Raw genomic sequence first — 23412 nt, forward strand, 5'->3', positions numbered from 1 at the left:
ATAATTAATTATAATTACCTTCTTTTCTATAAAGCTATATTTCATAATAAGTTTATTTACATTTTTCGGTATTTAACCATATATTTTAGATTACCCTATTTCTAATAACATATAATTGCGTAAATAATTTATGAGAGAATAAGACAAAAATACATAATTTTGTTAATAAAAAATATTCACAAGTATATATAGCGGAAAAGACAAGTTTACTCATTTCAAAACGGCAACTACTATATATTTCTAAATACAAATCGTATAAAATGAAGTTGAAGGTGTATTTATGAATACATACAAAAAAATTCAAAATGTTTTAGCATTATTTTTAGCACTCTTTCTTTTAGCTGCTTGTAGCAATGATGAGAAGGCTACTGAAGAGCCAAGTGCGTCCGAGCCACGAGATGCTACTGAAAATGGTGTGAAGCTGATTGTAGAAGACGAAATTAAAGCTACTACAAACTCAGATAAAGAACGCGTTAGAGAAGTGAAAATTAATGATATTCCTGATAATAAGAATGTTGTTATTCACTTAAACAGTTCTGATAATTTGACAGACAAAATGGTTAAGACAGGTATGTGGATGGACACAGTGTCTATTCTTAAGCCGATAAATGAATTGGGTGAGTTTGATACAATCAGTGTTCTTTGGTACTTGCCATTAGTTGATACTAAAGGAAACACAGAAGATGTTAAGGTATTGTCTTTTGATTTTCCAAAGTCCCAATTGGATCAAGTCGCATGGGACAAATTTTTATATCAAAACTTACCTACTATAGCTTCAGATTTTTATGAGCATCCTGTTATGCAAAAAAATAGAATAATATATACAAAGACATCTTATTTACTTGAGGTGTCTTTGTTTTTAACTAGAATATTTGCTAATCATTAACCTAAAGTGACCCGTGCCAATTGTTTCTTTCTATCAGCAAGTTCTTTTTTCAGTGCAGCCATTTGTTGTTCAATGTCTTGCATTCCTTGTAAAACAGGTGCACCTTCGCTTTGTTGAAAGGCTACATGAATCTCCTCCAGTGCATTTACATCGCCTTTGATAATATCCTTTGGTAACTTGTTCTCGAAAAACGGTAGAACGTGTTTACACATCACTAAACGGTTGCCAGCAGGGCAATCACATATCGCTTTAAAATCACCCGATGTATTAGTTAAGCGAACTGTATATGGCTCGTCAGCAGAGCCTTGAATTTTAAACGTATAGTCCATATGTCTCCTCCATTCTAATGTATCTATATAACTCTAATAATGAAAAATATTGCCATGTATTTTTAAAATAAAAGACACGATTACTCATGTCTTATTTTTATGTTTAATAAACTCCCAAAACTCACGTAACATTTCAATTTCTTCTTCTTCCGAGTTAGGCAGTTCTTTATAGAACACTTGCAAGTTAGGATCGTTCAAGAATTTTTGGAAGGCTTCTTCATCAGCACTCTTTTTTTCTTGTGAATAGGGATTAGGTGTATCTATTCTTCCTAGTAAATAATCTGTACTTACATCAAAATAATTTGCGAATTTATTTAGTAACTCAAAATCAGGTCTACGTTCATCACGTTCATACATACCAATTGTGCTTTCTGCTAAACCAAATAATTTACCAAATTCTTTTTGCGACATTTTCTTTGAAGTTCTTAAAGATTTTAATCTTTTTCCAAATAGCTCAATCATAATCATATCACCTAACTTAATTTTAACACAAGATGTGTTAAAAAGGATTTTAAAAAATAATAAGTTGACAACACGTTTTGTGCTGTTATATAGTTGTTTTATCAACACATAATGTGCGGTAAAGGAGGGAGAGTATGAATAAAGAAAAAATTAGTAGAACACTTGTGGCTCTTAGAGGTCAAAGATCTAGAGAAGAAATAGCTAGTGACTTAGGTATTAGTGTTAGTGCATGGCAAATGTATGAAAACGGTCAGAGAATTCCAAGAGACGAAATAAAAATAAAAATCGCTTCTTACTTTAAAAAAAGTGTAGAAGAAATTTTTTACACATAATAAGCACGAATCGTGTTGTTTTGTGGTAAGTAAGCTTTTGTTTTAAAGAATTTGTCCCCAAAAGCTGATTTCTTTCTATAACAATAGTAAGGGCAATTTGTAGAAATTAGCATGCCCACTGGTTGACCAGTAGGGGAGTTACGGTAACGCAAATTTAAGAATAAGGAGCGGAGTAATGATGTTCCAAGTGAATTTTGATCCAGAGATGCTGCGACAAATTATACGTGAGGAATTAACGGCGATTTTAGAGGAGCAGGCTAATCCATATTATGATCTACCGCCTCTGTTAACGCGAAATGAATTAAAGCAACTTTTACGAATTGGAGATACGAAGGCTGCGGAGTTATTAGGGAGAGAAGATTTTCCTGTGTTTCGTGAAGCTGGGGTGCTCATTCCCACTGATTTATTATTTCGGTGGATAGTACAACATACTACGTGGATTGACCATAATTCACCCAATGCCCCACTGGTTTATAAGTTAATGCGTCAGGTTCCTACTTAACTTTATTGTACGGTTTGTATCGTAAAGCTATGGTGCTCCTTGTATCTCATAACGTTCCAAATGAGAACGTTTAGACAAAAGGGGGTGAGATCGTATGAAGCAATTTGACCAGGGCCCGATTTTACGTGCATTACGCATTAAAGCAGGTTTTACACAAGATAGGTTGGCTGAAGAGTTAAATCGCACACGCTCGTGTGTAAGTAAGTTTGAAAATAATCGTAAGGTGATTGATATGCCTACGTTTATGCAGTGGGTAAGTGCGACCAATATGCCAGAGGTGGCAGTAGCGATGATGTATGGCATGGATGGTATTCAAATCATTAATGACTTGTTACCCTTGCTCAGCTTCGTCAGCCACTTTACCTTGCGATTGGTTGGCTGAAGCTAAATCGAGAAAGGATGACCAAGTTTATGAAAGTACAGCCTATTACGACATCGGCTTCCCCTTTACAGCGCTTAGCGCAACGATTAACTGCACAAGGTATCACAGTTAAGGTGGTGAAAAGAGGTGAAACAAACATGTCAATAGAGGAGATAATGTTGCACTTTAAACAGTTAGAGCAAGAGGCTGAACAAAAGGCAGTAAGTAGTGACCATGATAATTATCGGTACATGAATAAAGGGCTGGCATTAGGTATTCGCGCAGCTTATGAGTATTTGGCCTTTGTGGCCAAACAGGAGGAGGTGATTGTATGTGGTTTAGCAGACGAGGTTGGGCAAAGCTCACGCTAAAAGAACGGTTAATTGTCATACAGTTTACTCAAATATAAGGAGGAGCAGGTTATGCACATAAAAGCGATTATTGACCATTTAGAAGACATGGCAAATCAAGAACAAGAGGCGTTACGTGATGTGGCGCAAGAGGTAGCGGAGAGTAGCTCGCAAGACATCTGGGACAAACAGTTAGAATACCATCTTTTGCAGCAACGTATCATTGGCATTCAAGACACGATTGAAGAAATTAAAGCATATCAGGCAGGTGAAAAACATGAAAATTAAAGCAGGCGAATGGTGCCGTTTACCCAAGCATGAGCAATTTATTAAATTGTACTTTGCGATGCGTAACAATCATTTTACACACAAAAAAGCTGACTAACTGTTACAGCAGTTAATCAGCACATCAAGAAAATATCATAATCCATTATAACACAGGAGGTACAAAATGAATATTGAAGTAACCTTATCCCATGCACATTTAAAGGCAGAGCAAGTGAGTGCGGAACATGTGACCGCCATTATTCAGGGCTTTTTCCAACAACCCATCTTAATAGAGGCAACACCAATTAAACAAGCTGTAGAAACGCAAACAAACACACCAAAACAGCTCTCTAAAATTAATGCTACACGCACACTACATACCCCCATTGGTGACTTAGTAGCGCAAAAGCAATGGGAGACGGGCATCAAAGTACGTGAAGATGGTACAAAACATTACCAAGCCTATTACTGGTGTGAATGTGGAGACAAAGGCAAACGCTATATTGCGCCAACAGACACTACATTATGCTGTCGTGTTTGTGAGCAGGCATTAGCCGTAGAGCCTGCCACGCTGACCAAAGAAAATGGCTTACCTGAACGTGATACATTCGGCAATTTCTTTATAGCAAGAGAACTCGTCTGAGCGAGGATAAACAGGCATTAGGCTCAGAGCGTCCCACCACTAGTTAGTATTTTATAGAATTATTTTGGTCTACTAAAAATACATCTGTGGCATATCGAAGTTCTACTTCACCGCTTAATTGTCCATTCTAGGTGAATTATATCAGCATTGATTCTTAATGATAATAAATTGTGAGGTGAATGACATGTTTCCATCTAAAAAAGAGGCTAGAAAGATCACAGTGCTTACGAGTGAGCAACTGGAAGGACTAAATGAAATGCAAGTAGCTATATTGCTTTATTACTTAATTGCTAACAATGGGAGAACTACCTATCAGATCGAAGTGGTAGGCAGTTCGCTGAGTAATGTAGCGATGCAATCAGAGAAACTCTAACGTAATTTAACACCAACTATTAAATCTTCAAATCCAGATTTATTCATGTATACAATAGATAATTTATTCTGTTTTTCGAGATTCAACAGTAAGGATTTAATTATGTCTGCATTATCTTGACCATAAAGTTTACAAGCGTTAACGATGTCGTTGTTAGCAATAACGACACCGTAGTCAACAAAATGTTTTGGTGTTAATGATCTTAAAATATCAAATATATTCAATATATCCACCTCGCTTTCTAGGAGGATTATACCAGTGAATATAATACAAATCATTAAAGGAAGGGAGGTGTAGTTATGAAACCTATTACAACATCTGAAGCAATGGTTGAAGCAACTGAAAAATTTATTACTGAGCAAATTAAGAGTTTTACACCAAACACAAGCTCAGGCGATATTCATGTTATCGCAGAGCTTGTGCGTTCAATCACTATTGCTAAACGTACCATCCGATTAGAAAATTTGGATGCAAAAGAAAATGATAAACCTAGCGAATAGGCTCCCAAGCTGAAATGTCTGTAGGTGCATCGATTTCTCCGTCTAAATCATCCCAACTGTCGTAACCAGTGGTATGAGTGTAGACTTCATCAGCAGCTTGTATGGCACTTTGGTAATTACCCAGTAACTCACTGCCAATAAATAAACCATAACCCTCAGTAGTCATACGTATTGTAAAAGTACCAACACAGCTTTTGTAAATGTACAAGATTGTCACCCCCTTTAAAACATTGTAACAAGTAGAAGATAATGTTAGAAATAGTGAACGTTATCTTAAAGGGGAAAGATTGCAAAGTGGAAAAACAAACTCGTCTGAGCGAGGATAAACAGGCATTAGGCTCAGAGCGTCCCACCGCTAATGGTGGGGGTTGCGTAAATTTGCGCATAAAAAAAGTTGTTTAACTGTGCCAAGTTAAACAACTAAAATACTGTGATTAAGCAAAGTATAGCATGATATTCGCTATGTTTGCAAAGGAGGAAGAGAAGATGTTACCTACTACAATTGAATATGCTTCGCAACGTACTTTAACAACACAACAAATAGCAGATGCCTACCAAGTAGAGGCAAAAAGTTTGTTGCGTAACTTTCAACGTAATCGTAAGGCTTTTATTCAAGGCGAGCATTATTATGCTCTAACAGGTGATGAATTAAAACGATTTAAAGCCTCACGACAAAATGACGCCACCCTAAAATTCATCAGCACTTTATATTTATGGACAGAGAAAGGGGCATGGCAATTTGCTAAGTCTTTGCGTACAGAGGCAGCAAGTCGTGCATTTCAATTGTTAATGTCACAATGCTTTACTAAACCAAGTGAATATGCACCACAAACAGCTGCATTGATTACATCGCCAGAGTATATTGTGGCAATTGAACATAGAGTAAGCCATTTAGAACAAGAATTGCGTAAAGCAACGATCCATACAGGTGAACAAAAGCGTGTGCAAATCGCTGTACGTCAACGTGTACAAGGGTTGTCTACATCTCGTGCATATCAAGCTAAGTTATATCCTAAACTTTATCATGCATTGAAAAAGACATACCAAGTGTCGAGTTATCGTGATATTTGTCGAGTGGATTTACCAGAAGCCATGCGATTTATCGCTCATTGGCAATCGTGAAATAAGTATGGTTGTAGTATCACAGGAGGTCTATATATGAATTTATTAATTAATGAACCACCTCTACAAGTCCTACCAAGTCTCGCTAACTTGGTAGGTTTAAACGAGGCTATTATTTTACAACAGTTGCATTTTAGGTTGCAAATCTCAAGTAATATCCGTGAAGATTATGCGTGGATTTATCGCACGTATGATGAGTGGCAAGTTGAGTTTCCATTTTGGTCGAGAGATACGATCCGCCGAGCAATGGCCAAGCTGGAGAAACAGGGATTAATTATTACAACAAACCGCTTTAATCGCATGAAAATGGATAACACAAAATGGTATCGCATTGACTATGTGCAAATGGCGACGTTGCAAGGTGTGCAAAATGCACAGATGAGGGAGGCAGATTGCACAGATAAGCCTATGCAAAATGCACAGAGTAGTCTAGGCAATTTGCATAGGCCAATAACCAAAGAGATTAAGAGTAATAAGAATAATACTGTCGAGTTGGCACTCGACGTTGTCGCTTATTTAAATCTCAAAACAGGAAAAAATTTTAGAGCTCAATCGACAGTCACACAAAAATATATTAAAGCTCGTAACAACGAGGGGTTCATTTTATCCGACTTTAAAAAAGTCATCGATGTTAAAACAAAACAGTGGTTAAACACAGATATGCAAAACTACTTACGCCCAGCCACCTTATTTGGCACAAAATTTGAAGCATATCTCAACGAGGCACCGCTATCAATATCAGCTGATGTAACCGTACCAGCAAGTGTGGAGCTTAACTTTAATGAAGGAGAGGATTGGTAATGCAGGATCGTATTGAATTAGCTGAAAAAAGTGTACTAGGTAGTATGTTGAAAGATAATTATTTAATTAGTGATACAGCGATAACAGCGGCACATTTTGCGACACATATTCATAAAACTATTTTTACAAGTATGTGTGAGTTAATATCGCAAACAAAGGCTGTTGATTATATTACTTTGTTAACTACAACAGACCCAGCTAATTTGGGAGGCGCTAATTATCTTAGTGAGCTAACAAGCTTTGCCAATGAGGCGAAATTTGAACAGTATGTAGCACTAATACAAGAACGCTGGCGCAATGATCAAAAACGAGCTATTTTATTTAATGCGCAAGAAGGTGACTGGGCAATCGAGCAAGTACAACAAGCACTTGATAACATACAAGATAATGTGAGTGATATCGATACGGATATAAAAAATAATTTGGCTAATCTGTTAGAACGCCCCTATATCGAAGCTGTTGAAAATGTAGGAGTACCCACAGGTTTGCGTGATTTAGATCGTATGTTAAACGGTTTTCAAAAGAAGGAGATGACTATCATTGCAGCACGCCCTTCGATGGGGAAAACGGATGTCATGAATCAATTAGCGATAGCTGCAGGTAAAACACATCAATATTTACCTATTATTTTTTCTATTGAGATGTCACGTGAGACATTAATTGACCGTCAAATCGCAACAGTAGGTGGTTTCAATCGTTTAAAAATGCGAAATCCCTATCAGTTTTTTAGTGATAAACAAAAAGCATACTGGGCAACGGCCATACGTGAGATGAGTCGTTATAATTTACACATTGATGACCGCGCTAGTCTAACCGTGGCGCAAATTAAAGCGCAAGCACGTAAGGTGATTCGAAATAACCAAGATCTAACACCTATTATTTTTATTGACTACTTACAGTTAATTCAACCTGAAGATGCTAAAGCAAATCAAACGCAAGCAATCGGGCAAATTAGTTGGGATTTAAAACAAATGAGCAAAGAATTAAATTGCCCTGTAGTGGCATTATCACAATTGTCACGTGGTGTTGAACAACGCCAAGATAAACGTCCACTCATGAGTGACTTACGTGATTCAGGCAATATTGAACAAGATGCAGATGTTGTTATCTTTTTGTACCGTGATGATTATTACAATAAAGAAAGTGAACGGAATGGTTTACTTGAAATGATTATTGCTAAGCAACGTAATGGTCCAACAGGTACAGTGAGTGCTATCTATACAAAAGAAACAGGGAGAGTGTTTGATTATGACTTTAACGGTGCATGAGGGTTTAGAGTTATTAATGCAAAACATTTGTGCGACAGACTACGAAACCGATAAATTTTACAGCATGACGTATGACGCTTTTTGGCAACTACAAGAAGGGCTTGTGACACCACAAACAGACTTTCAACAAGTACAGTGGGACTGTCCACAAGCTGTGCCATTAAAGGAGCAAAATGTATTTGCCATTCAGCCCATTCAACTATATGCAGTGCAAGACCATTATGGTTATGCCTTTTGGTTAGGATTGGAAGCTCTAAGCGTTGACCAGGCACACCGTCAAAAATTTGGGCAAGGCCGTGTACAAAATGCACGGAGGCTTATGTATAAAACATTTACAGATGCAACAACAATGAGAGGGATCACACCACAAAGCTTTCGTCATACGGTACCAAGTTTGCCTTATTATATGGGGCATGCTCAGGCAGGGAAATTAGTATTAACAAAACGATAGAGAGGGGTTATGGCTATGCGCCAACGTATCTTAACATTACTAGACCAATATGCATATGATGAGACTACTGTAAGTGACACGTTAGACCGTTTAGATAATAGCTCAGAATCATTACTCATCAAACGCTATCAATATTTACGTAATTTGGTGGATCAACAACATGTATCAAAAAAACCTGTACAAATGGCGGCCACGCCAAGTGGACAATTAAAATTTTTATTGTAGTAGAGTAGAAAGGGGCATAACTCATGCGCAGTATATTACATATACAAATGGCCAAGCGTCGTGTGAGCATCACACAAGTTTCAAAAGATACGGGAATCTCACGCACCACATTAACTGCATTGTATCACGATAAGGCAGTTGGCATACAGTTCAAAACACTGAACGTTTTGTGCAATTATCTGAACTGTAAACCTAATGATTTATTTGTACCTGAAACACCAACAGCGTTAGCCAACCGTTTAGCAGAACAAGATTTTTTAAAACGTCAAATGACATTGGATGACGTATTGAAAGGATATGAGCTATGACAGCAAAAGAAATATTGGTGCATTATAAGTTGCATGGCGAACGTGTAGATGAGCTACTCTATCAAAACGCATGTCAATATGGCGCTTTATGTGAGAAATGTTGTAAGAAATAAAAAAGCCACAACGTTTAGGACCGTTGTGACTCGTATACAGGCTTCTTCCCTGCTTATCTCAAGTTATAGTATAGCACAGGGAGGAAGCATTATGCGTTTAACTGAACTACCAATCACAAAAGAAGGTTTACTGGCTGTTGATATTATGGAGCTACCTGAGTCATGTGTCATCGTGCTATCCAACGGCGTCGCAAAAGTAGCTGCCTTACCAGCATACGCTGAAACCAAAATTGTCACTCATCAAGGAAAAGTGAAACGCTTGAGGTTTGATGAAGGCGAAGAGTTTTGATATTTAAAATGTCAAAATATCTATATTTTGAGCTTATAGTTTAAATAGAAAAAGTGAGTGTGATAATATTAAGGTAATATGATAATAAGGAGTGTTATATATGGATCCTTTATATAAAATTTTCTCAATGAAAACATCAACAGAGTTTAATCGTGAGTATGAAAAAAGGCGTGAAGGTGAAACTACAGTAGTTTTGAAATTAGCTATAAAGCCAATGAATCAATCTAACATTTATCCATTGTATTTTATACCAACATTAAGAATGTTTAAATTATCACAAGATATCAACAAATACGATGCTCTATTAAAAGAAGAGTTTGAAGATCTCCCAGAAATCGCTAAAGATAAATATATATTAGAAAGTATTATAAATGAGCTTCAAAATACTAATGAGATTGAAGGAGTAAGAAGTTCTAAAGAGGAGTTAGTCAGAAGCGCAAGAGCGTTAGCTATGAATAAAAAAACCAAGGCTAGATTTACTAGTATGATTCATTCGTACTCTCAACTAATGCTCAAGAAATTACAACAAATCGACAAAATTCAAGATATTAGAACAATATATGATTATTTATTAAAAGAAGAGATTGATGAGAAAGAATTACCTGATGGTGACATATTCCGAAAAGATAAGTGTGTAGTATTGAAAAAGTCTGGTACACAAAAAGAGATTCACCAAGGAGTGTATCCAGAGAAAGAAATTAAAAATGAACTAGAAAATATGTTAGCTTTCTTAAATGAAGAGGAAGAAATACCCCTTATTATTAAAGTTATCATAGGTCACTACTATTTTGGGTATATTCACCCTTTCTATGATGGAAATGGTAGGACATCTAGATTTATCAGTAGTTTATATCTTCAACAAGAGTATTCTGAAATAACAAGTATTTCATTATCTAGAGGATGTAACTTTAATGCTAAAAAATACTTATCTATTTTTGAAAATACAAATAAATTTAGTAATGCTGGCGAATTAAATGAATTTATCGAAACTATGTTAGAAATAATAAACGAAACACAAAAGACGATGTTAGGGGAAGTTAAAGAAAAATCGACATTGTTGAATTTAGCTAAAAAAGCGATCGAAGAAGTTCGAGAAAAGGATGAACTTATCGATTTAGAATGTTCTTTATTATACATCTTGGCGCAAGATTATTTATTTGCTCCTACCCCAGGATTGCAAGTAAATGAATTGAAAGAAATTATTCATGTAGGTTCAACTACAGCAAGAAAAACGATAAATGGTTTGGTTAATAAAGGATATGTTTTATATGAAGGAAACAGACCTAAAATATATAAAATAAACAAAGATTTTTTGGAAAGTAATTAATATAGTCTTCCGAATCCATTCGCAGACACTCAACCTAATTAATTTTAGGAAGGGTGTCTTTTTTTATTGTCAAAATTAAAGGAGTGTTGAATATGTTAGAGATGAAACAGTTACATGAAAAGGGTACACGTAAGAATGCAGAGCGTGTATTGCGCCAGTACCGCACGTATCAATTAACTGCAGCTTGTGAAGTTATGCCAAAGGTGACAGCAACCTATACACTAGAAATGCCGAACTTTTCAAATGCAAAGTCATCATCAACGGAACGAGCAGCCATTGTAAATGTAGATCGCCTTCAGGAGTTGCAACAATTTATGAAGTTACTTAACGCAGCACTCACAAAGTTGAGCCAGATGGAACGTCAATTGATTGCGTTAAAATACTTACAGGCAGAGCCTATGTTTAATTATGTGATTTATTCAGAGTTGGGTATAAGTGAGAGCCATTTTTATCGTGTGCAAGGCAGCGCATTATGTAAGTTGGCAATAGCGCTGGGTGTGGAGGTGTATGAATAATGAAGTTTGTACAGCCTATAAGAGACACGGATCAAGTGACACTGATGATGAGATATTTACGAGAGCGCAGTGAACGAGATGCACTAATGTTTGCGATGGGCGTATATGCGGGGTTACGGATAAGTGATATTTTAGCATTGCGTGTGCGTGATGTTCAAGGAAAAAGTGATTTGGTGATAAGAGAGTTAAAGACACGTAAGTCTAAGCTAATGCCTATTAACCCGAAACTTAAACGCATGATTGCGCATTATATTGCAGATATGGAGGCGCATGACTATTTGTTTCAGTCACGCCAAGGCACGAACCGACCTATCACACGTGTGCGAGCGTATCAGATTTTACGTGAAGCTGCGGACGCTTTACATATGGATTCCATTGGTACGCACTCTTTACGTAAGACATTTGGCTACCATATCTATAGGGAGTCAAAAGATATAGGAATGTTACAAGATATGTTTAATCACTCTACTCCTTATGTTACACTTAGGTACATTGGTATCAATCGAGACCAACAACAAAAATCAGTAGAGATGCTGGGGTATTGAGGTGAAATTGGATTGCTTAAAATAAAAAATATAGTAATAATATTAGGAATAATAATAATTGCACCTTTAATATTAGGAGTAATCATCACATATTGTGATGTATTTGCTGTAATCGCAGGAGATGCTGAAAGTTGGATTGCTTTTTGGGGTAGTTATTTAGGAGGTATAGTTGGGTTAATGGCTGTAATGTATACAACTCATATTATGCTAAAGCAACAGGATGAGAATCATAAGGAAATTATGAAACAGCAAGAGGTAGCTATAGAAGCCGCAGCAGAAGCTAATGATAAAAAAGAACGAAAAAGATTTAAGACGATATATTATATTGAAAAACAAGAGAAGACATTACATCAATTAGTACTATTTAAAGAGAACTATTGTGAGTACTCATTGACAGTGGATAAATTCCTAACAATATTTAGAACAATGGAAGGGCGATTGAAATCCAGTCATAAAGATAACCATGAATTGTTTATAAAGTATAAGGAAGAATTCAAAGAGAAGTCTAAAGAGTTTTCTTCTAAAGGTAATGATAGCATAACAATGATTGAGGTTTTAGAAGCGCAGTTTCGTATGTACAAATTGGATGAAAAAAAATTGCAAGAAGTACATGAGTGTATAAAGGAAATAGAAATTTTAGATATAAACATCATCAAGGAAATTACGCATATTTGTGATAAAGCAGAATATTATCAAGGAAGTTATAAATTTGCTGACATTAAAAATGTTTGTGTTAATGCTAATAAAAAAGGGCTTTTAATTGAGGGGGTGTTACAACAGTTAAGCGATATTATTGAGCAAAACGTGAAAGATTTACAAGCTAAAATTGATAAGTTATAAAGTGTTATCGGCAACCAACAGCAGTCTTTCACTCATATGTGAAGCTGTTGTTTTTCTTTTGCACTGTTAGCTTAACTTAAAACGGCTATGTTAAACTCATTGACCGAGGTTAAGGAGAAGGCTTGATAGCTCTAGCATTAGTGGATGTGTACGAGTTTAACAGAATATACATTATGTATAACTAATATTTTTAACGATAAACGATAAAAATGATATTGATTGTTAATCATAATGCAGTCATAGCAAGGCTTGAAGCAACATTTCAGGTATCCCATTTTGAATTTAGTGGACTTTAAAAGTAGGGGCTCTTTTTATAAGCAAATGATGGGAGTATTTTGGGAGTATCTTGGGAGTTTTTTTTACTTTGAAGTTGTTATAGTAGTAATATGTAAAAATAATTCTTAACAAATGAAATAAAATTCTTTTGTAATAAAGTATGTACATGTGCACAAATAAAAAAATAGTTACATGAAAAGAACCTCTTTTATCCCAAAAAAGTAGGTTCTTTTTTTGAAAAAAATTTGCTTGCGGGTCGCCGTGACCCCAAAGTTCGGTTAGTCACAGCGTTTTTTAGCGTGTTCCTTCCAGCCAGATAATAAAAATAATGAGGTGATACAAAAATGGTGAAACGCGATCAGGTGATTGTAAATACAACAGCAGTAGCAAAAATGTTTGGCATGACAGAGCGTCGTGTACGCCAATTAGTAGAAGAAGGTATTATAGAGCGAGTTGCACATGGACGTTATGACATCGTAGATACCGTTAACCGTTATATTAAACATTTAAAGTTATCAAGTGATGCTGTTTCAGCGGATGACATTATGGAATCGTTGGAGTATGAGCGGTTCTTGCATGAAAAGGCAAAGCGTGAGAAGGCTGAAATTGAGTTATCTCACTTAAAAGGTCAAATGCATAAGGCATCAGCTATTGAAGCCGTGATGAATGATATGTTAATGGCGTTTCGAGGAAAGCTACTGGGGCTACCTACTAAATTAGCACCTGAGCTTGTGACAATTATTGATGTTGGTGAGTTACAGGAGTTATTACAGGCCCAAATGAACGAAGTGTTAGAAGAATTATCTTATTATGACCCAGCAATGTTTGTGTCAGTGACAGAAGGTGATGACGATGAGCAAGGCGAGTGAGCGTTTAACAGATTTATCTGAGGATATTGCGCAAGGTTTTAAAAGCACACAGCGTTTATTTGCCCGATTAGCACGTGTCGTTGCGCCACCACCTACATTAACGGTGAGTGAATGGGCAGATGAGTATCGTATTTTGTCAAAGGAATCTTCAGCTGAGCCAGGACGTTGGCGTACGAGTCGCACACCTTATCAACGTGAGATTATGGATTGTGTGACAGACCGTAATACTAAAGAGGTTGTGGTTATGGCATCAGCACAGGTTGGAAAGTCGGAACTGATTAATAATATTATTGGCTATTACATCGACTATAACGCAGCACCTATATTACTACTGATGCCTACGCTGGAAATTGCCCAAGCATATAGTAAAGACCGTATTGCGCCTATGATACGTGATAGTAAAACATTAAGTTCTAAGGTAGGTGATCCAGCTGCACGTGATGGTGACAACACATTGTTACATAAAAAGTTTCCTGGTGGGCATTTAACACTTGTTGGTGCTAACTCGCCTGCAGGTTTAGCAAGTCGACCAATTAAAATTGTGTTAGCTGATGAGGTGGACCGTTTCCCAGCGTCAGCGGGGAGTGAAGGTGATCCACTATTTTTAGCGCATCAACGTACCAAAACATTTTGGGACGCGAAAAAGATTTCAGTGTCTACTCCAACAGAAGAAAAAACGTCGCGTATTTATAAAGAGTTTCGCGATTCTACTAAAGAAGAGTGGTATATATCGTGTCCGAGTTGTGGTTATTTTCAACCATATGTATGGGAGCAGATCATATTTGAACCTGTTAGTATGAAGTGCGCGTATTGTGAAGAGTTACATACAGAACAAGAGTGGAAAAGTCGTCCAGGTGAATGGGTAGTGACAGGTGATAAAACGTCAAATCGAAGAGGCTTTCACTTAAATGCATTAATGTCACCTTGGGAGAGTTGGGGTAATATTATTGTTAACTTTAAATCGGCAAAAAAGAGTCAAGAAACCTTAAAAGCATGGGTTAACACAACACTTGGTGAAGTATGGATTGAGGATTATGAGTCACAAGATATTGAGCCATTATTAAAGCGTCGCATAGAGTATAAAGCCGAATTACCAGAAGGAGTGTTGATTTTAACTGCTGGTGTTGACGTTCAAGATGATCGCTTAGAAGTTGAAGTAGTCGGTTGGGGACATAATGACCAATCTTATGGCATTAGCTATCAAATTTTTATGGGTGACCCAGGGCAAGGTGATGTTTGGGACACACTTGACCATTATTTACAAAAGTCTTTTGAATTTGAAGACGGTGTGCAACTAGCCATATCATGCACTTGCGTCGATAGTGGCGGTCATTATACACAAGAAGTTTATGAATTTTGTAAAGCGCGTGAGCATCGTAGAGTGTATGCAATTAAAGGACGTGGCGGCGAAGGTGTACCATTTGTAGGTCGTCACACACGTAATAATAGACAACGTGCAGCTCTATTTAGTATTGGCGTTGATGCAGGTAAAGAAATGGTGGTTAATCGTTTAAAAGTAGTAGATAACGAAGCACACGGTTATTGTATCTATCCAGCAAACGAAGAGCGTAATTATGATGAGATGTATTTTAAAGGCATTACTTCAGAGCAACGCAAAATAAAATATGTCAATGGTCAGCCTAAAGTAATTTGGGTGAAGAAAAGCGGTGTACGAAATGAACCACTGGATTTACGCAACTATGCTACAGCTGCTTTAAAGATTATAAATCCACAATTTGATTTGCTTGAAAGCTTACGTAAGTCAGGAAAAACAGGCATGGAAGCACCAAGACGCAGACGTAGAAAGCGAAAACAAGTATCAAGGGGGTTATAACATGTGGAGTAGTGTAGAAATTAAAGAACGTTTACATCTATGGTTAAATGCAGAAGCTGCAATTGCGAAAGGTCAGGCATATCAAATTGGTTCGAGACGTTTGGAACGAGCTAACTTGCATCAGGTACGTGAGCAAATTAAGTTTTGGCGTACAGAGCTTGACCGTGTGGAAGGTCGGAAAAAGCGCCGTGTAACACGCATTGTGCCAAGAGATTTATAAGGAGTGAAGTAGATGAATGTTATAGACAAGGTAGTGCATTTTTTTAATCCATCTGCTGGCGTTAAACGGCAACAAGCTCGTCAAATCGCTAAAATTATGAACACAGGTTATTCGCATGGTGGTGCCAGCAAACGTAAGAAAAGTATGATTGGATGGATTTCAAGCGGTGGTAGTCCAACAGAAGACATTGATGAAAACTTAGAAACCCTACGTGAGCGTTCACGCGACCTATATATGAACACACCAATTGCAACAGGTGCTTTAAAAACAATCCGTACCAACGTAGTGGGTGCAGGCTTACGACTGAAGTCGCAAATTGATTACACAGTATTAAATATGGACGAAGAGCAAGCAGGTGTATGGGAAGCACAAGTTGAGCGAGAATTTAAATTATGGTCAGAGTCAATATTTGTGGACACTATGCGTATGAATAATTTTTATGAGCTACAGCAAATCGCTTTTCTAAGCTTTTTAATGAGTGGCGAGATATTTGCCACACTACCTTATCGTGAGAGTCCAGGTACACCTTATCAGCTAACCGTAAATTTGTTAGAAGCCGATAGAGTAACGTCACCAGGTGGCCGCGATACAGAAACAATTTTAAGTGGTGTTGAGCTTGGAATTTATGGCGATGTGACGCATTATCATGTGTGTAATATCCATCCTTTAACATCAAGTTCTAAACAAAAAGAATGGCACCGCATACCAAAGTTTGGTGAGGAGAGCGGCAGACAAAATATTTTACATTTAATGATTGCGGAACGCCCTGAACAACGTCGGGGCGTTCCTTTATTATCTCCAGCCATTGAAGCGATTAAACAATTAGGTCGCTACACTGAAGCAGAGTTGATGGCGGCCCTTGTATCAAGTATGTATACCGTGTTTATTAAGTCTGACTCGCCAGACGAAGCACCTTTTGGTGAAAGTATTTCCGAATCAGATCAAGTTGATGCCCAAGACGAGAACAGCTACGAACTAGGAGCAGGAGCTATTATTTCACTCGGTGATGGTGAAGAAATTGAACAAGCTAATCCTATGCGTAATAATGCGACGTTTGATGGCTTTGTGCGCTCGGTATGCCGTCAAATTGGCTCGTCATTAGAGTTGCCATATGAATTATTGTTAAAACATTTTACATCATCTTATTCAGCTTCACGTGCAGCTTTGCTTGAAGCATGGAAAATGTTTCGTATGCGACGAGAATGGCTTGCAGCACGATTTTGTCAACCAATTTATGAAGAGTGGTTGGCAGAAGCAATTGCATTAGGTCGTATTGATGCACCTGGTTATTTTGATGATCCATTAATCAAAAAGGCTTATTGTGGGGCCGAATGGAATGGTCCAAGTCAAGGACAGATTGACCCACTAAAAGAAGTAAATGCGGCAATAAAGCGTGTAGATGAAGGCTTTAGTACACGCGCCAAGGAAACGGCAGAGCTTACAGGTGGCGATTTTTGGCGCAATTTACCGCAACGTGTTCGTGAGGAACGTGCGATGAAGGAAGGAGGGTTAAAAGATGCCGAAGAAGTTTTGGAAGATGATGAACAAAGTGAAGAACAGCCAGCAGGAGAAGCGGACAGCTGAGTTAATTTTGTATGGTGATATTGGCGAAGATGACTGGTGGGACGACATTACGTCAAAAGGTTTTGTGGCAGATTTAGCGACACTAGGTCAAGTCGATGAACTAACCATACGCATTAACAGCGGTGGTGGTGATGTTTTTACAGCACAAGCCATTTACAATGTATTGCGCCATTATAACGCTCATAAAATTGCGATTATTGATGGTTTAGCGGCTTCTGCTGCAACTGTCATTGCAATGGCTGCAGATGTTATTAAGCAACCTAAAAATGCGTTGATGATGATTCATAATCCGTGGACATTTGCTTATGGCGAAGAAAAAGACTTTGCCCAAACGCAGGCACTGCTTGCTAAAGTTAAAAACACAATTATTGATACGTATGAACGTAAAACATCGCTGTCACGTGATGAAATTTCTGCATTGATGGATGAAACTAAGTGGATGAATGGTGAAGAAGCCGTGGCATTAGGCTTTGCGGATGAGCTAATGGAAGACGTTGACATGGATGTTAGCGCTAAAGGTAAGACGCTTGTCTTAAATAGCATTAGCCATGATTTATCAGCAGTTGGTGGTGTGCCAACGCAATTTAAAAATAAAGGAGACGATAGTATGACACCAGAAGAACTATTAGCTAAGTACCCTGACGTATACAACGCAGTAATGAATGTGGGTGTAGAGCAAGAGCGTGAGCGTATTAAAAATTTAGAAGATATTGCGATTCCTGGCTCGGAAGAATTTATTGTTAAAGCTAAGTTTGAAACAGGCATTTCAGCTGACGTTGCCGCAATTGAAATTTTGAAAAACCAACGCCAAAAAGGTACAGATACTTTTAAAAATATGCAGAAGGATGCAGGTGCACTTAACGCAATTACTAATCAAGCGCAAGGTACACCAGGTAATGAGCCATCTATTGAGGATCAAGCGGCACAACTACTTAAAAATGCAGGCATGTACAAGGAGGTTAAATAATGTATCAGCAACCGTATGAAAATTTACTGTCAGGCTTTCAAACGCCTGTTGTAACGAAGGATATTATTGTAGCTGCCAATGAAGAGTTAGCGGCAGGACAAGTATTTGCACTTAATGAGCAAGGGCAAGCAACAGCAACCATTGCCACTGCTGATAAAGTGTATGGCATTATGGCCGATGCAATCGCTACGAGCGGTGAGCCTCGACCTTCTGTTTATTATGCAGCAGGAGAATTTAATAAGTATAAAGTGCTGTTGCCGAAAGAAGCGGTGTTTGTGGAGTATGAACAAGCATTACGCAAACTTGGTATTTATTTAGACAGCGCAGTTAAAAATGAGGAGGATTATAATGTCTAAGTTAAATTTATTAGAAACACGTTCACAACTTGCGGTTATTAACTTAATGGATACGCCAAAGACATTTTTACGTGATACATTTTTCACGAAAGTGGAGAAGTTTCCTACAGCAAAAGTAGATGTAGACATTAAAAAAGGGCATCGTAAAATGGCACCCTTTGTACATGAGCGCATTGGTGGTAAGTTAGTCGAAAATACAGGCTTCTATACAGAAACTTACCAACCACCACTTGTGGGCCCGCATACTGTAACAACTGCTTTTGATCTAATGATGCGTACAGCAGGTGAGTCAACGAGCGGCGGCATGACACCAGAAGAACGTGGTAAAAAGAAATTTTTAGAAGACAGCTTAATGCTTGAAGAAATGATTACACGCCGTGAGGAATATATGTGTGCTCAAGCTATTTTTGAGGGCAAAATTGATGTGGTGGGCGAAGGATTAAACCATGTCATTGACTTCAATCACACAAACCGTGAAACTTTATCAGGCAAAAAGCTATGGTCAGACCCAACAAGTCAGCCACTTGGTGATATTAAACGTTGGGTGCGCCAAGTACAAATCACGGGCTTTGTAAATGTTGATACGATGATTATGGCATCTGATGTGGTAGATGAGTTTTTACGTCACCCAGATATTAAAGAAATGCTTGATGTACGTAAATATTCGCTCGGCGAAATGAGCCCACGTCAATTGCCTAACGGTGTGACGTATATCGGTACGCTCACTCGTGAAGGTATTGATATTTACGAGTACAATGAACACTTCTTGGACGATTTTACAGATGAAAAAAATCCGAAAATGAAACCATTAGTGCCAGCGGGTACAGTTGCGCTATTAAATAGCCGTGCAGATTATGCTCGTTTATATGCAGCTGTTACCATTGCTGATGATAAAAGCAATGCGCTTGTTACTTACGAAGAAACACGTGTGCCGTCACAATGGGTAGAACGCAATCCTGCTCGTCAAATGTATCAATTAAATGCGAAACCACTTATGGTACCAACACAGGCGGATAGTTGGTTTGTGGCGCATGTATTGGAGGCATAACGATGACATTACAAGCACTCACTACCGTTAATCACAGTGGCAAGATTTATGAAAAAGGCAGCTTAATTGAAAAGCTAACGAAAAAAGAAGAAGAACGTTTAATTCGTTTACGTGCTGCACAACGTGTACAAACAGTAGTAATGGCAGAGAAAGTAGCGCAGCCACCAATCAATCCTGCTGAGTATGAAGCACTGAAACGTGATTTAGACGAGGCATACGGAGCGGATGAACTACTACGTCAAGCTAAGTCGCATAAGGTTGATCTAGCTGCAGGCACAAAAAAAGAACAGGTGATTGAAGCAATCATTGCGCAAGGATTTGTAAATGAATTTTTGGAAGATGATGCGTAATGACAAGCTTTAAAGATTTGCTTAGGGAAGATTTTGAAGTGTTTTTAGCCGAAGATGAATTTGCCGAGAAATTAGAGTTTGATGGCAAAGAAATTACGGCCGTGCGTGACGATGATGTATACGCTAAACGTAATCAAGTGAATATTAATTATGAGGGTGATGGCATTTTTAAAGATGCAATCACTCTTTTTATTCGCAAAGAAGAGCTAGATTATAAGCCAGTAGAAGGACAAACCGTAACGCTCGAAGGTGAATTTTATACGGTGTGCAATTGTCGTGAGGACATTGGTATGTACACCATAGAACTGGAGGCGAATATTGGCTGATGGATATTGTAGAGCAAGGGTTAGCAAGAGCACGAGAAGAGCTTGCTCATTTGCCAGGTGGGATTGAAAGGGCAACAGGGCGAGCATTAAAGCGTGCTGTTACGAAAGCACGTACGGAGTCTGTGCGTATTGTGCGAACGCAATACACGATTAAGGCTGCTACAGCTCGCAATGATATGAAAATCCAACGCTATAGTGGCGTACTTGAGGTAAAGGGGTATACGCATAAACTAACAGAGTTTAGCGTGAACCCTCGTCGTCCAACACCTAAACGTCGTGCTCCTATTAAAGTACAAGTGCGACGCACAGGCGGTAAAACAATTAGTCGTGCCTTTGTCGCGGGTGCATTTAATGACAGTTATGCAAGTGGTGGCACAGGCGTTTATATGAGACGTACGTCAAAGCGCCGCCCACTGGATGAGTTATATGGCCCATCCGTACCAGGTATGTTAAGCAACCCAGAGCACCGTTTACAAATTGAAACGGTGATGGGCGAAGAGTTTGTAAATCGTTTATCGCATGAAGCGGGTAATATTTTAGGGGGAGTGACACGTTGAGTACGCCAGTAATGTTAGTAGATGATTTAGTTAATTTCATTCGCCAAGTTGTTAAAGACCGCCCTATGGAAAATCGCAATAATGAAATAGCTGAGGTACTTGTGCATGATGACGAGCTACCAAGTAAGCGCCCAAATGAAGCGGACTATCCTTGTGTGATAGTTCGTTTTATTTATATGGAAAATACGATTGCACGTGTAGACATTATTGGTGGTGTGCATAGCATGCAAAAAGGCTGGCGAGATGTATTAAATTTACTTACGCCAATACAGCAAGCATTGCTTAAAATGCCTAGCGTGGCAAAGCGGCATCGTATGAGTAAAGCACATCCTATGAAATTCGTGTTGCCACCTGAGCAAGCAACACCGCAATATTTAGCAGCCATTGAAACCTATTGGGAAATGCCAATGGTTACGTTAGAGCAAAATAAAATTAATGCAGAAATGGAGGCGTTTTTACGTGGAGAATAAAACGACTGTAAAGCGCAAGGTGACGACAAAACGTCGCAAGGATGAAACACAGGTTATGTATATTGGTCCAAACTTAACGGGTGGCCTATTACAACGTGCGATGGTTTTTAAAGGTGGGTTACCACCAGAGGTCAATGCTTTGTTTGACAAAGAACCTTTGCTAAAAAATTTATTTGTACCAACGGATAAATTAGCAGAGGCAGAAAAAGAATTAAAGACAGCAGGCACACTATTAAATGAAGCCTACACAGCTGTAACAAATGGACGAAAGGAAGTGACAAGCCATGTATAAACACGGTGTCTATACAAGCGAAGTACCTACAAGTCTAGTGCCACCTGCTAATACAAGTGCAGGTTTAACTGTAGTTGTTGGGACAGCACCTATCCATTTAGCCAAAGCACCCGTAGCCCCTAATACCGCCACGCTTTGCTACAACTTAAGCGAAGCAACAGAGCAGTTCGGTTATTCGGACGACTGGGAAAAGTATACGCTTTGTGAGGCAATGTCTTCTCATTTTAAAGCGCATAGCGTTGCACCACTGGTACTTATTAATGTGCTCGATAATAAGGAACATATTGCCGCAGTAGAGAATGAAGAATTGTATTTTGATGCTAAACTGCGTGTTACCTTACTAGAAGCGGGCGTTTTAAAAGATAGCATTGAATTGACAGCAGGAAGCACTAAATTTGAAGCGTTGCGTGATTATGTAGCAGCTTTTACAAATGATGGCGAGTTAATCATTACAATAATTGAAGAAAGTGACTTAGCTGCAGCAATCGCTAAGAAAACGCAAGTGGTAGCTAAATATGATAAATTAGCACCTGAAGCTATTACTAAGAAAGATATTATTGGTGGTATTGATGTCGAGAGTGGTCAACCATTTGGCTTGGAGTGTGTTGATACAGTGTTTCCTCGTACACGTTTGATCCCAGGACAAATTATTGCACCAGGTTACTCGACGGATGTTGAGGTAGCTACAGTAATGGCGGCTAAGACTAGCAATTTAAACGGGCACTTTTCGGCAATGGCATTAACGGATATTGATACCGCAATCATTAAAAAATATACAGATGCACCTGCGTGGAAAGAAAAGAATAATTATGTCGATCCACGCCAAATTGTTTGCTGGCCCAAAATTGCGCTTGGCAGTAAACAGTATCACTTATCTACACAGTTAGCTTCATTAATCTGTAAAGTGGATAGCATAAATGACGATATTCCCACAGAAAACCCATCGAATAAAAATCTGAAGATGAATGCTGCTGTTTTAAAAGATGGTAACGAGGTATTGTTAGGCCCAACACAAGCTAACTACCTTAATGGGCAGGGAATCGTGACAACACTGAACTTTATCGGCGGTCAAAAAGCTTGGGGCGAGCGTACAGGAGCATACCCTGCCAATACGGACCCAAAGGATACATTTATTAATATTCGCCGTATGTTCAACTGGATTACAAATCAATTAGTAATGACATGGTGGCAAAAGATTGACACTAATACGAGCCGCCGTATGATTGAATCGATTATTGATAGTAATAACGTTTGGTTAAATGGTTTAGCAAGTCGTGGCTATATTTTAGGTGGACGCGTAGCCTTTCTACGCGACGAAAATCCAACGACAGATTTATTGGATGGCATTAATCGCTTTCATGTGTATCTAGCACCACCGCCGCCTATGCGCGTGATGGACTTTATTTTAGAATATGATCCAAAATATATGGAAACCCTATTTGTGTAAGGAGGAT

Annotated in this window: 37 protein-coding genes; 33 read left to right on the top strand and 4 right to left on the bottom strand. The window is 38.3% G+C overall.

Features of this window, described 5'->3' with window-relative positions:
• The first annotated feature begins 280 nt into the window (after nucleotides 1–280).
• Nucleotides 281–886: a hypothetical protein gene (locus IEW44_RS06110; RefSeq protein ID WP_188614152.1), complete on the top strand. Its 606-nt coding sequence runs from the start codon at nucleotides 281–283 to the stop codon at nucleotides 884–886.
• Here the strand turns inward: IEW44_RS06110 and IEW44_RS06115 are convergent.
• A complete protein-coding gene (locus IEW44_RS06115; protein ID WP_188614153.1) occupies nucleotides 883–1215 on the bottom strand; it encodes a hypothetical protein in 333 nt (110 codons plus the stop codon). The two genes, IEW44_RS06110 and IEW44_RS06115, sit on opposite strands and share 4 nt — an antisense overlap.
• Before the next feature lie 84 nt (nucleotides 1216–1299).
• Nucleotides 1300–1677 (bottom strand): helix-turn-helix domain-containing protein, encoded by a 378-nt coding sequence (locus tag IEW44_RS06120; protein WP_188614154.1) that lies wholly within the window; start codon nucleotides 1675–1677, stop codon nucleotides 1300–1302.
• A gap of 134 nt (nucleotides 1678–1811) precedes the next feature.
• Here IEW44_RS06120 and IEW44_RS06125 point away from each other — a divergent pair, with 134 nt between their 5' ends.
• The 7 genes from IEW44_RS06125 (at nucleotide 1812) to IEW44_RS06155 (ending at nucleotide 4505) form a co-directional block, all read left to right on the top strand.
• The gene (locus IEW44_RS06125; protein WP_188614155.1) at nucleotides 1812–2009 is read left to right on the top strand and encodes a helix-turn-helix transcriptional regulator; all 198 of its coding nucleotides are present in this window, start codon (nucleotides 1812–1814) and stop codon (nucleotides 2007–2009) included.
• Nucleotides 2010–2187: 178 nt separating this feature from the next.
• Nucleotides 2188–2511, top strand: coding sequence for a DNA-binding protein (locus IEW44_RS06130; protein ID WP_188614214.1), 324 nt, complete (start codon nucleotides 2188–2190; stop codon nucleotides 2509–2511).
• 94 nt (nucleotides 2512–2605) lie between these two features.
• Complete coding sequence (locus IEW44_RS06135) at nucleotides 2606–2893, top strand: helix-turn-helix domain-containing protein (RefSeq protein ID WP_188614156.1); 288 nt, start codon at nucleotides 2606–2608, stop codon at nucleotides 2891–2893.
• A 29-nt stretch (nucleotides 2894–2922) separates the two neighbouring features.
• Nucleotides 2923–3243, top strand: a complete 321-nt coding sequence (locus tag IEW44_RS06140) for a hypothetical protein (RefSeq protein ID WP_188614157.1) — start codon at nucleotides 2923–2925, stop codon at nucleotides 3241–3243.
• Between the two features lie 51 nt (nucleotides 3244–3294).
• Nucleotides 3295–3510, top strand: coding sequence for a hypothetical protein (locus IEW44_RS06145; RefSeq protein ID WP_188614158.1), 216 nt, complete (start codon nucleotides 3295–3297; stop codon nucleotides 3508–3510).
• A gap of 163 nt (nucleotides 3511–3673) precedes the next feature.
• A complete protein-coding gene (locus tag IEW44_RS06150) occupies nucleotides 3674–4132 on the top strand; it encodes a hypothetical protein (RefSeq protein WP_188614159.1) in 459 nt (152 codons plus the stop codon).
• A gap of 184 nt (nucleotides 4133–4316) precedes the next feature.
• On the top strand, nucleotides 4317–4505 hold the full coding sequence (locus IEW44_RS06155; protein WP_188614160.1) for a hypothetical protein: 189 nt from the start codon (nucleotides 4317–4319) through the stop codon (nucleotides 4503–4505).
• Here the strand turns inward: IEW44_RS06155 and IEW44_RS06160 are convergent.
• Nucleotides 4502–4729 carry a hypothetical protein gene (locus IEW44_RS06160; protein WP_188614161.1) on the bottom strand — a complete coding sequence of 76 codons (228 nt, stop codon included), beginning with the start codon at nucleotides 4727–4729 and terminating at the stop codon, nucleotides 4502–4504. The genes IEW44_RS06155 and IEW44_RS06160 overlap by 4 nt on opposite strands.
• 75 nt (nucleotides 4730–4804) lie before the next feature.
• Between IEW44_RS06160 and IEW44_RS06165 the strand changes: the two genes are divergently transcribed.
• Nucleotides 4805–5005 (top strand): hypothetical protein, encoded by a 201-nt coding sequence (locus tag IEW44_RS06165; RefSeq protein WP_188614162.1) that lies wholly within the window; start codon nucleotides 4805–4807, stop codon nucleotides 5003–5005.
• On the opposite strand, the gene IEW44_RS06170 is transcribed toward IEW44_RS06165, so the two are convergent.
• Nucleotides 4995–5213, bottom strand: a complete 219-nt coding sequence (locus tag IEW44_RS06170; RefSeq protein ID WP_188614215.1) for a hypothetical protein — start codon at nucleotides 5211–5213, stop codon at nucleotides 4995–4997. The two genes, IEW44_RS06165 and IEW44_RS06170, sit on opposite strands and share 11 nt — an antisense overlap.
• 278 nt (nucleotides 5214–5491) lie before the next feature.
• On the opposite strand from IEW44_RS06170, the gene IEW44_RS06175 reads away from it, so the two are divergent.
• The 24 genes from IEW44_RS06175 to IEW44_RS06290 all read left to right on the top strand — a co-directional run bounded on the left by IEW44_RS06175 (nucleotide 5492) and on the right by IEW44_RS06290 (nucleotide 23405).
• Entirely contained in the window at nucleotides 5492–6127 is a 636-nt protein-coding gene (locus IEW44_RS06175) for an ORF6N domain-containing protein (protein ID WP_188614163.1), read from the top strand.
• A 36-nt stretch (nucleotides 6128–6163) separates the two neighbouring features.
• Nucleotides 6164–6928 (top strand): conserved phage C-terminal domain-containing protein, encoded by a 765-nt coding sequence (locus tag IEW44_RS06180; protein ID WP_188614164.1) that lies wholly within the window; start codon nucleotides 6164–6166, stop codon nucleotides 6926–6928.
• Nucleotides 6928–8196, top strand: coding sequence for a replicative DNA helicase (locus IEW44_RS06185; protein WP_188614165.1), 1269 nt, complete (start codon nucleotides 6928–6930; stop codon nucleotides 8194–8196). The genes IEW44_RS06180 and IEW44_RS06185 overlap by 1 nt, the downstream gene beginning before the upstream one ends.
• A complete protein-coding gene (locus tag IEW44_RS06190) occupies nucleotides 8177–8647 on the top strand; it encodes a hypothetical protein (RefSeq protein WP_188614166.1) in 471 nt (156 codons plus the stop codon). Before IEW44_RS06185 ends, IEW44_RS06190 begins: the two co-directional genes overlap by 20 nt.
• 15 nt (nucleotides 8648–8662) lie before the next feature.
• Nucleotides 8663–8872, top strand: coding sequence for a hypothetical protein (locus IEW44_RS06195; protein WP_188614167.1), 210 nt, complete (start codon nucleotides 8663–8665; stop codon nucleotides 8870–8872).
• 23 nt (nucleotides 8873–8895) lie between these two features.
• Nucleotides 8896–9180: a helix-turn-helix domain-containing protein gene (locus IEW44_RS06200; RefSeq protein ID WP_188614168.1), complete on the top strand. Its 285-nt coding sequence runs from the start codon at nucleotides 8896–8898 to the stop codon at nucleotides 9178–9180.
• A 204-nt stretch (nucleotides 9181–9384) separates the two neighbouring features.
• Nucleotides 9385–9582, top strand: coding sequence for an XtrA/YqaO family protein (locus IEW44_RS06205; protein WP_188614169.1), 198 nt, complete (start codon nucleotides 9385–9387; stop codon nucleotides 9580–9582).
• A gap of 100 nt (nucleotides 9583–9682) precedes the next feature.
• Nucleotides 9683–10909: a Fic family protein gene (locus IEW44_RS06210; protein ID WP_188614170.1), complete on the top strand. Its 1227-nt coding sequence runs from the start codon at nucleotides 9683–9685 to the stop codon at nucleotides 10907–10909.
• A gap of 92 nt (nucleotides 10910–11001) precedes the next feature.
• Nucleotides 11002–11424 (top strand): ArpU family phage packaging/lysis transcriptional regulator, encoded by a 423-nt coding sequence (locus IEW44_RS06215; RefSeq protein WP_188614171.1) that lies wholly within the window; start codon nucleotides 11002–11004, stop codon nucleotides 11422–11424.
• The gene (locus tag IEW44_RS06220) at nucleotides 11424–11969 is read left to right on the top strand and encodes a site-specific integrase (RefSeq protein ID WP_188614172.1); all 546 of its coding nucleotides are present in this window, start codon (nucleotides 11424–11426) and stop codon (nucleotides 11967–11969) included. The genes IEW44_RS06215 and IEW44_RS06220 overlap by 1 nt, the downstream gene beginning before the upstream one ends.
• A 12-nt stretch (nucleotides 11970–11981) precedes the next feature.
• The gene (locus IEW44_RS06225; protein WP_188614173.1) at nucleotides 11982–12809 is read left to right on the top strand and encodes a hypothetical protein; all 828 of its coding nucleotides are present in this window, start codon (nucleotides 11982–11984) and stop codon (nucleotides 12807–12809) included.
• 620 nt (nucleotides 12810–13429) lie between these two features.
• Entirely contained in the window at nucleotides 13430–13954 is a 525-nt protein-coding gene (locus IEW44_RS06230; RefSeq protein ID WP_188614174.1) for a type IV toxin-antitoxin system AbiEi family antitoxin domain-containing protein, read from the top strand.
• Nucleotides 13938–15788, top strand: a complete 1851-nt coding sequence (locus tag IEW44_RS06235) for a phage terminase large subunit family protein (protein ID WP_188614175.1) — start codon at nucleotides 13938–13940, stop codon at nucleotides 15786–15788. The genes IEW44_RS06230 and IEW44_RS06235 overlap by 17 nt, the downstream gene beginning before the upstream one ends.
• Nucleotide 15789: 1 nt before the next feature.
• The gene (locus IEW44_RS06240) at nucleotides 15790–16008 is read left to right on the top strand and encodes a DUF6148 family protein (protein WP_188614176.1); all 219 of its coding nucleotides are present in this window, start codon (nucleotides 15790–15792) and stop codon (nucleotides 16006–16008) included.
• Nucleotides 16009–16020: 12 nt separating this feature from the next.
• Nucleotides 16021–17592: a phage portal protein gene (locus IEW44_RS06245; protein ID WP_188614177.1), complete on the top strand. Its 1572-nt coding sequence runs from the start codon at nucleotides 16021–16023 to the stop codon at nucleotides 17590–17592.
• A complete protein-coding gene (locus IEW44_RS06250; RefSeq protein ID WP_188614178.1) occupies nucleotides 17525–18559 on the top strand; it encodes a head maturation protease, ClpP-related in 1035 nt (344 codons plus the stop codon). The genes IEW44_RS06245 and IEW44_RS06250 overlap by 68 nt, the downstream gene beginning before the upstream one ends.
• Nucleotides 18559–18915: a hypothetical protein gene (locus IEW44_RS06255; RefSeq protein WP_188614179.1), complete on the top strand. Its 357-nt coding sequence runs from the start codon at nucleotides 18559–18561 to the stop codon at nucleotides 18913–18915. The genes IEW44_RS06250 and IEW44_RS06255 overlap by 1 nt, the downstream gene beginning before the upstream one ends.
• A complete protein-coding gene (locus IEW44_RS06260) occupies nucleotides 18908–19963 on the top strand; it encodes a major capsid protein (RefSeq protein WP_188614180.1) in 1056 nt (351 codons plus the stop codon). The genes IEW44_RS06255 and IEW44_RS06260 overlap by 8 nt, the downstream gene beginning before the upstream one ends.
• 2 nt (nucleotides 19964–19965) lie before the next feature.
• On the top strand, nucleotides 19966–20313 hold the full coding sequence (locus IEW44_RS06265) for a hypothetical protein (protein ID WP_188614181.1): 348 nt from the start codon (nucleotides 19966–19968) through the stop codon (nucleotides 20311–20313).
• A complete protein-coding gene (locus IEW44_RS06270) occupies nucleotides 20313–20639 on the top strand; it encodes a hypothetical protein (protein ID WP_188614182.1) in 327 nt (108 codons plus the stop codon). Before IEW44_RS06265 ends, IEW44_RS06270 begins: the two co-directional genes overlap by 1 nt.
• Complete coding sequence (locus IEW44_RS06275) at nucleotides 20639–21196, top strand: phage tail protein (RefSeq protein ID WP_188614183.1); 558 nt, start codon at nucleotides 20639–20641, stop codon at nucleotides 21194–21196. The genes IEW44_RS06270 and IEW44_RS06275 overlap by 1 nt, the downstream gene beginning before the upstream one ends.
• Nucleotides 21193–21666, top strand: coding sequence for a hypothetical protein (locus IEW44_RS06280; protein WP_188614184.1), 474 nt, complete (start codon nucleotides 21193–21195; stop codon nucleotides 21664–21666). The genes IEW44_RS06275 and IEW44_RS06280 overlap by 4 nt, the downstream gene beginning before the upstream one ends.
• Nucleotides 21656–21958 carry a hypothetical protein gene (locus IEW44_RS06285; protein ID WP_188614185.1) on the top strand — a complete coding sequence of 101 codons (303 nt, stop codon included), beginning with the start codon at nucleotides 21656–21658 and terminating at the stop codon, nucleotides 21956–21958. The genes IEW44_RS06280 and IEW44_RS06285 overlap by 11 nt, the downstream gene beginning before the upstream one ends.
• A complete protein-coding gene (locus IEW44_RS06290; RefSeq protein WP_188614186.1) occupies nucleotides 21951–23405 on the top strand; it encodes a phage tail sheath family protein in 1455 nt (484 codons plus the stop codon). Before IEW44_RS06285 ends, IEW44_RS06290 begins: the two co-directional genes overlap by 8 nt.
• Nucleotides 23406–23412 lie beyond the last annotated feature (7 nt).

Source organism: Lysinibacillus alkalisoli (assembly GCF_014643595.1).
GTDB lineage: Bacteria > Bacillota > Bacilli > Bacillales_A > Planococcaceae > Metalysinibacillus > Metalysinibacillus alkalisoli.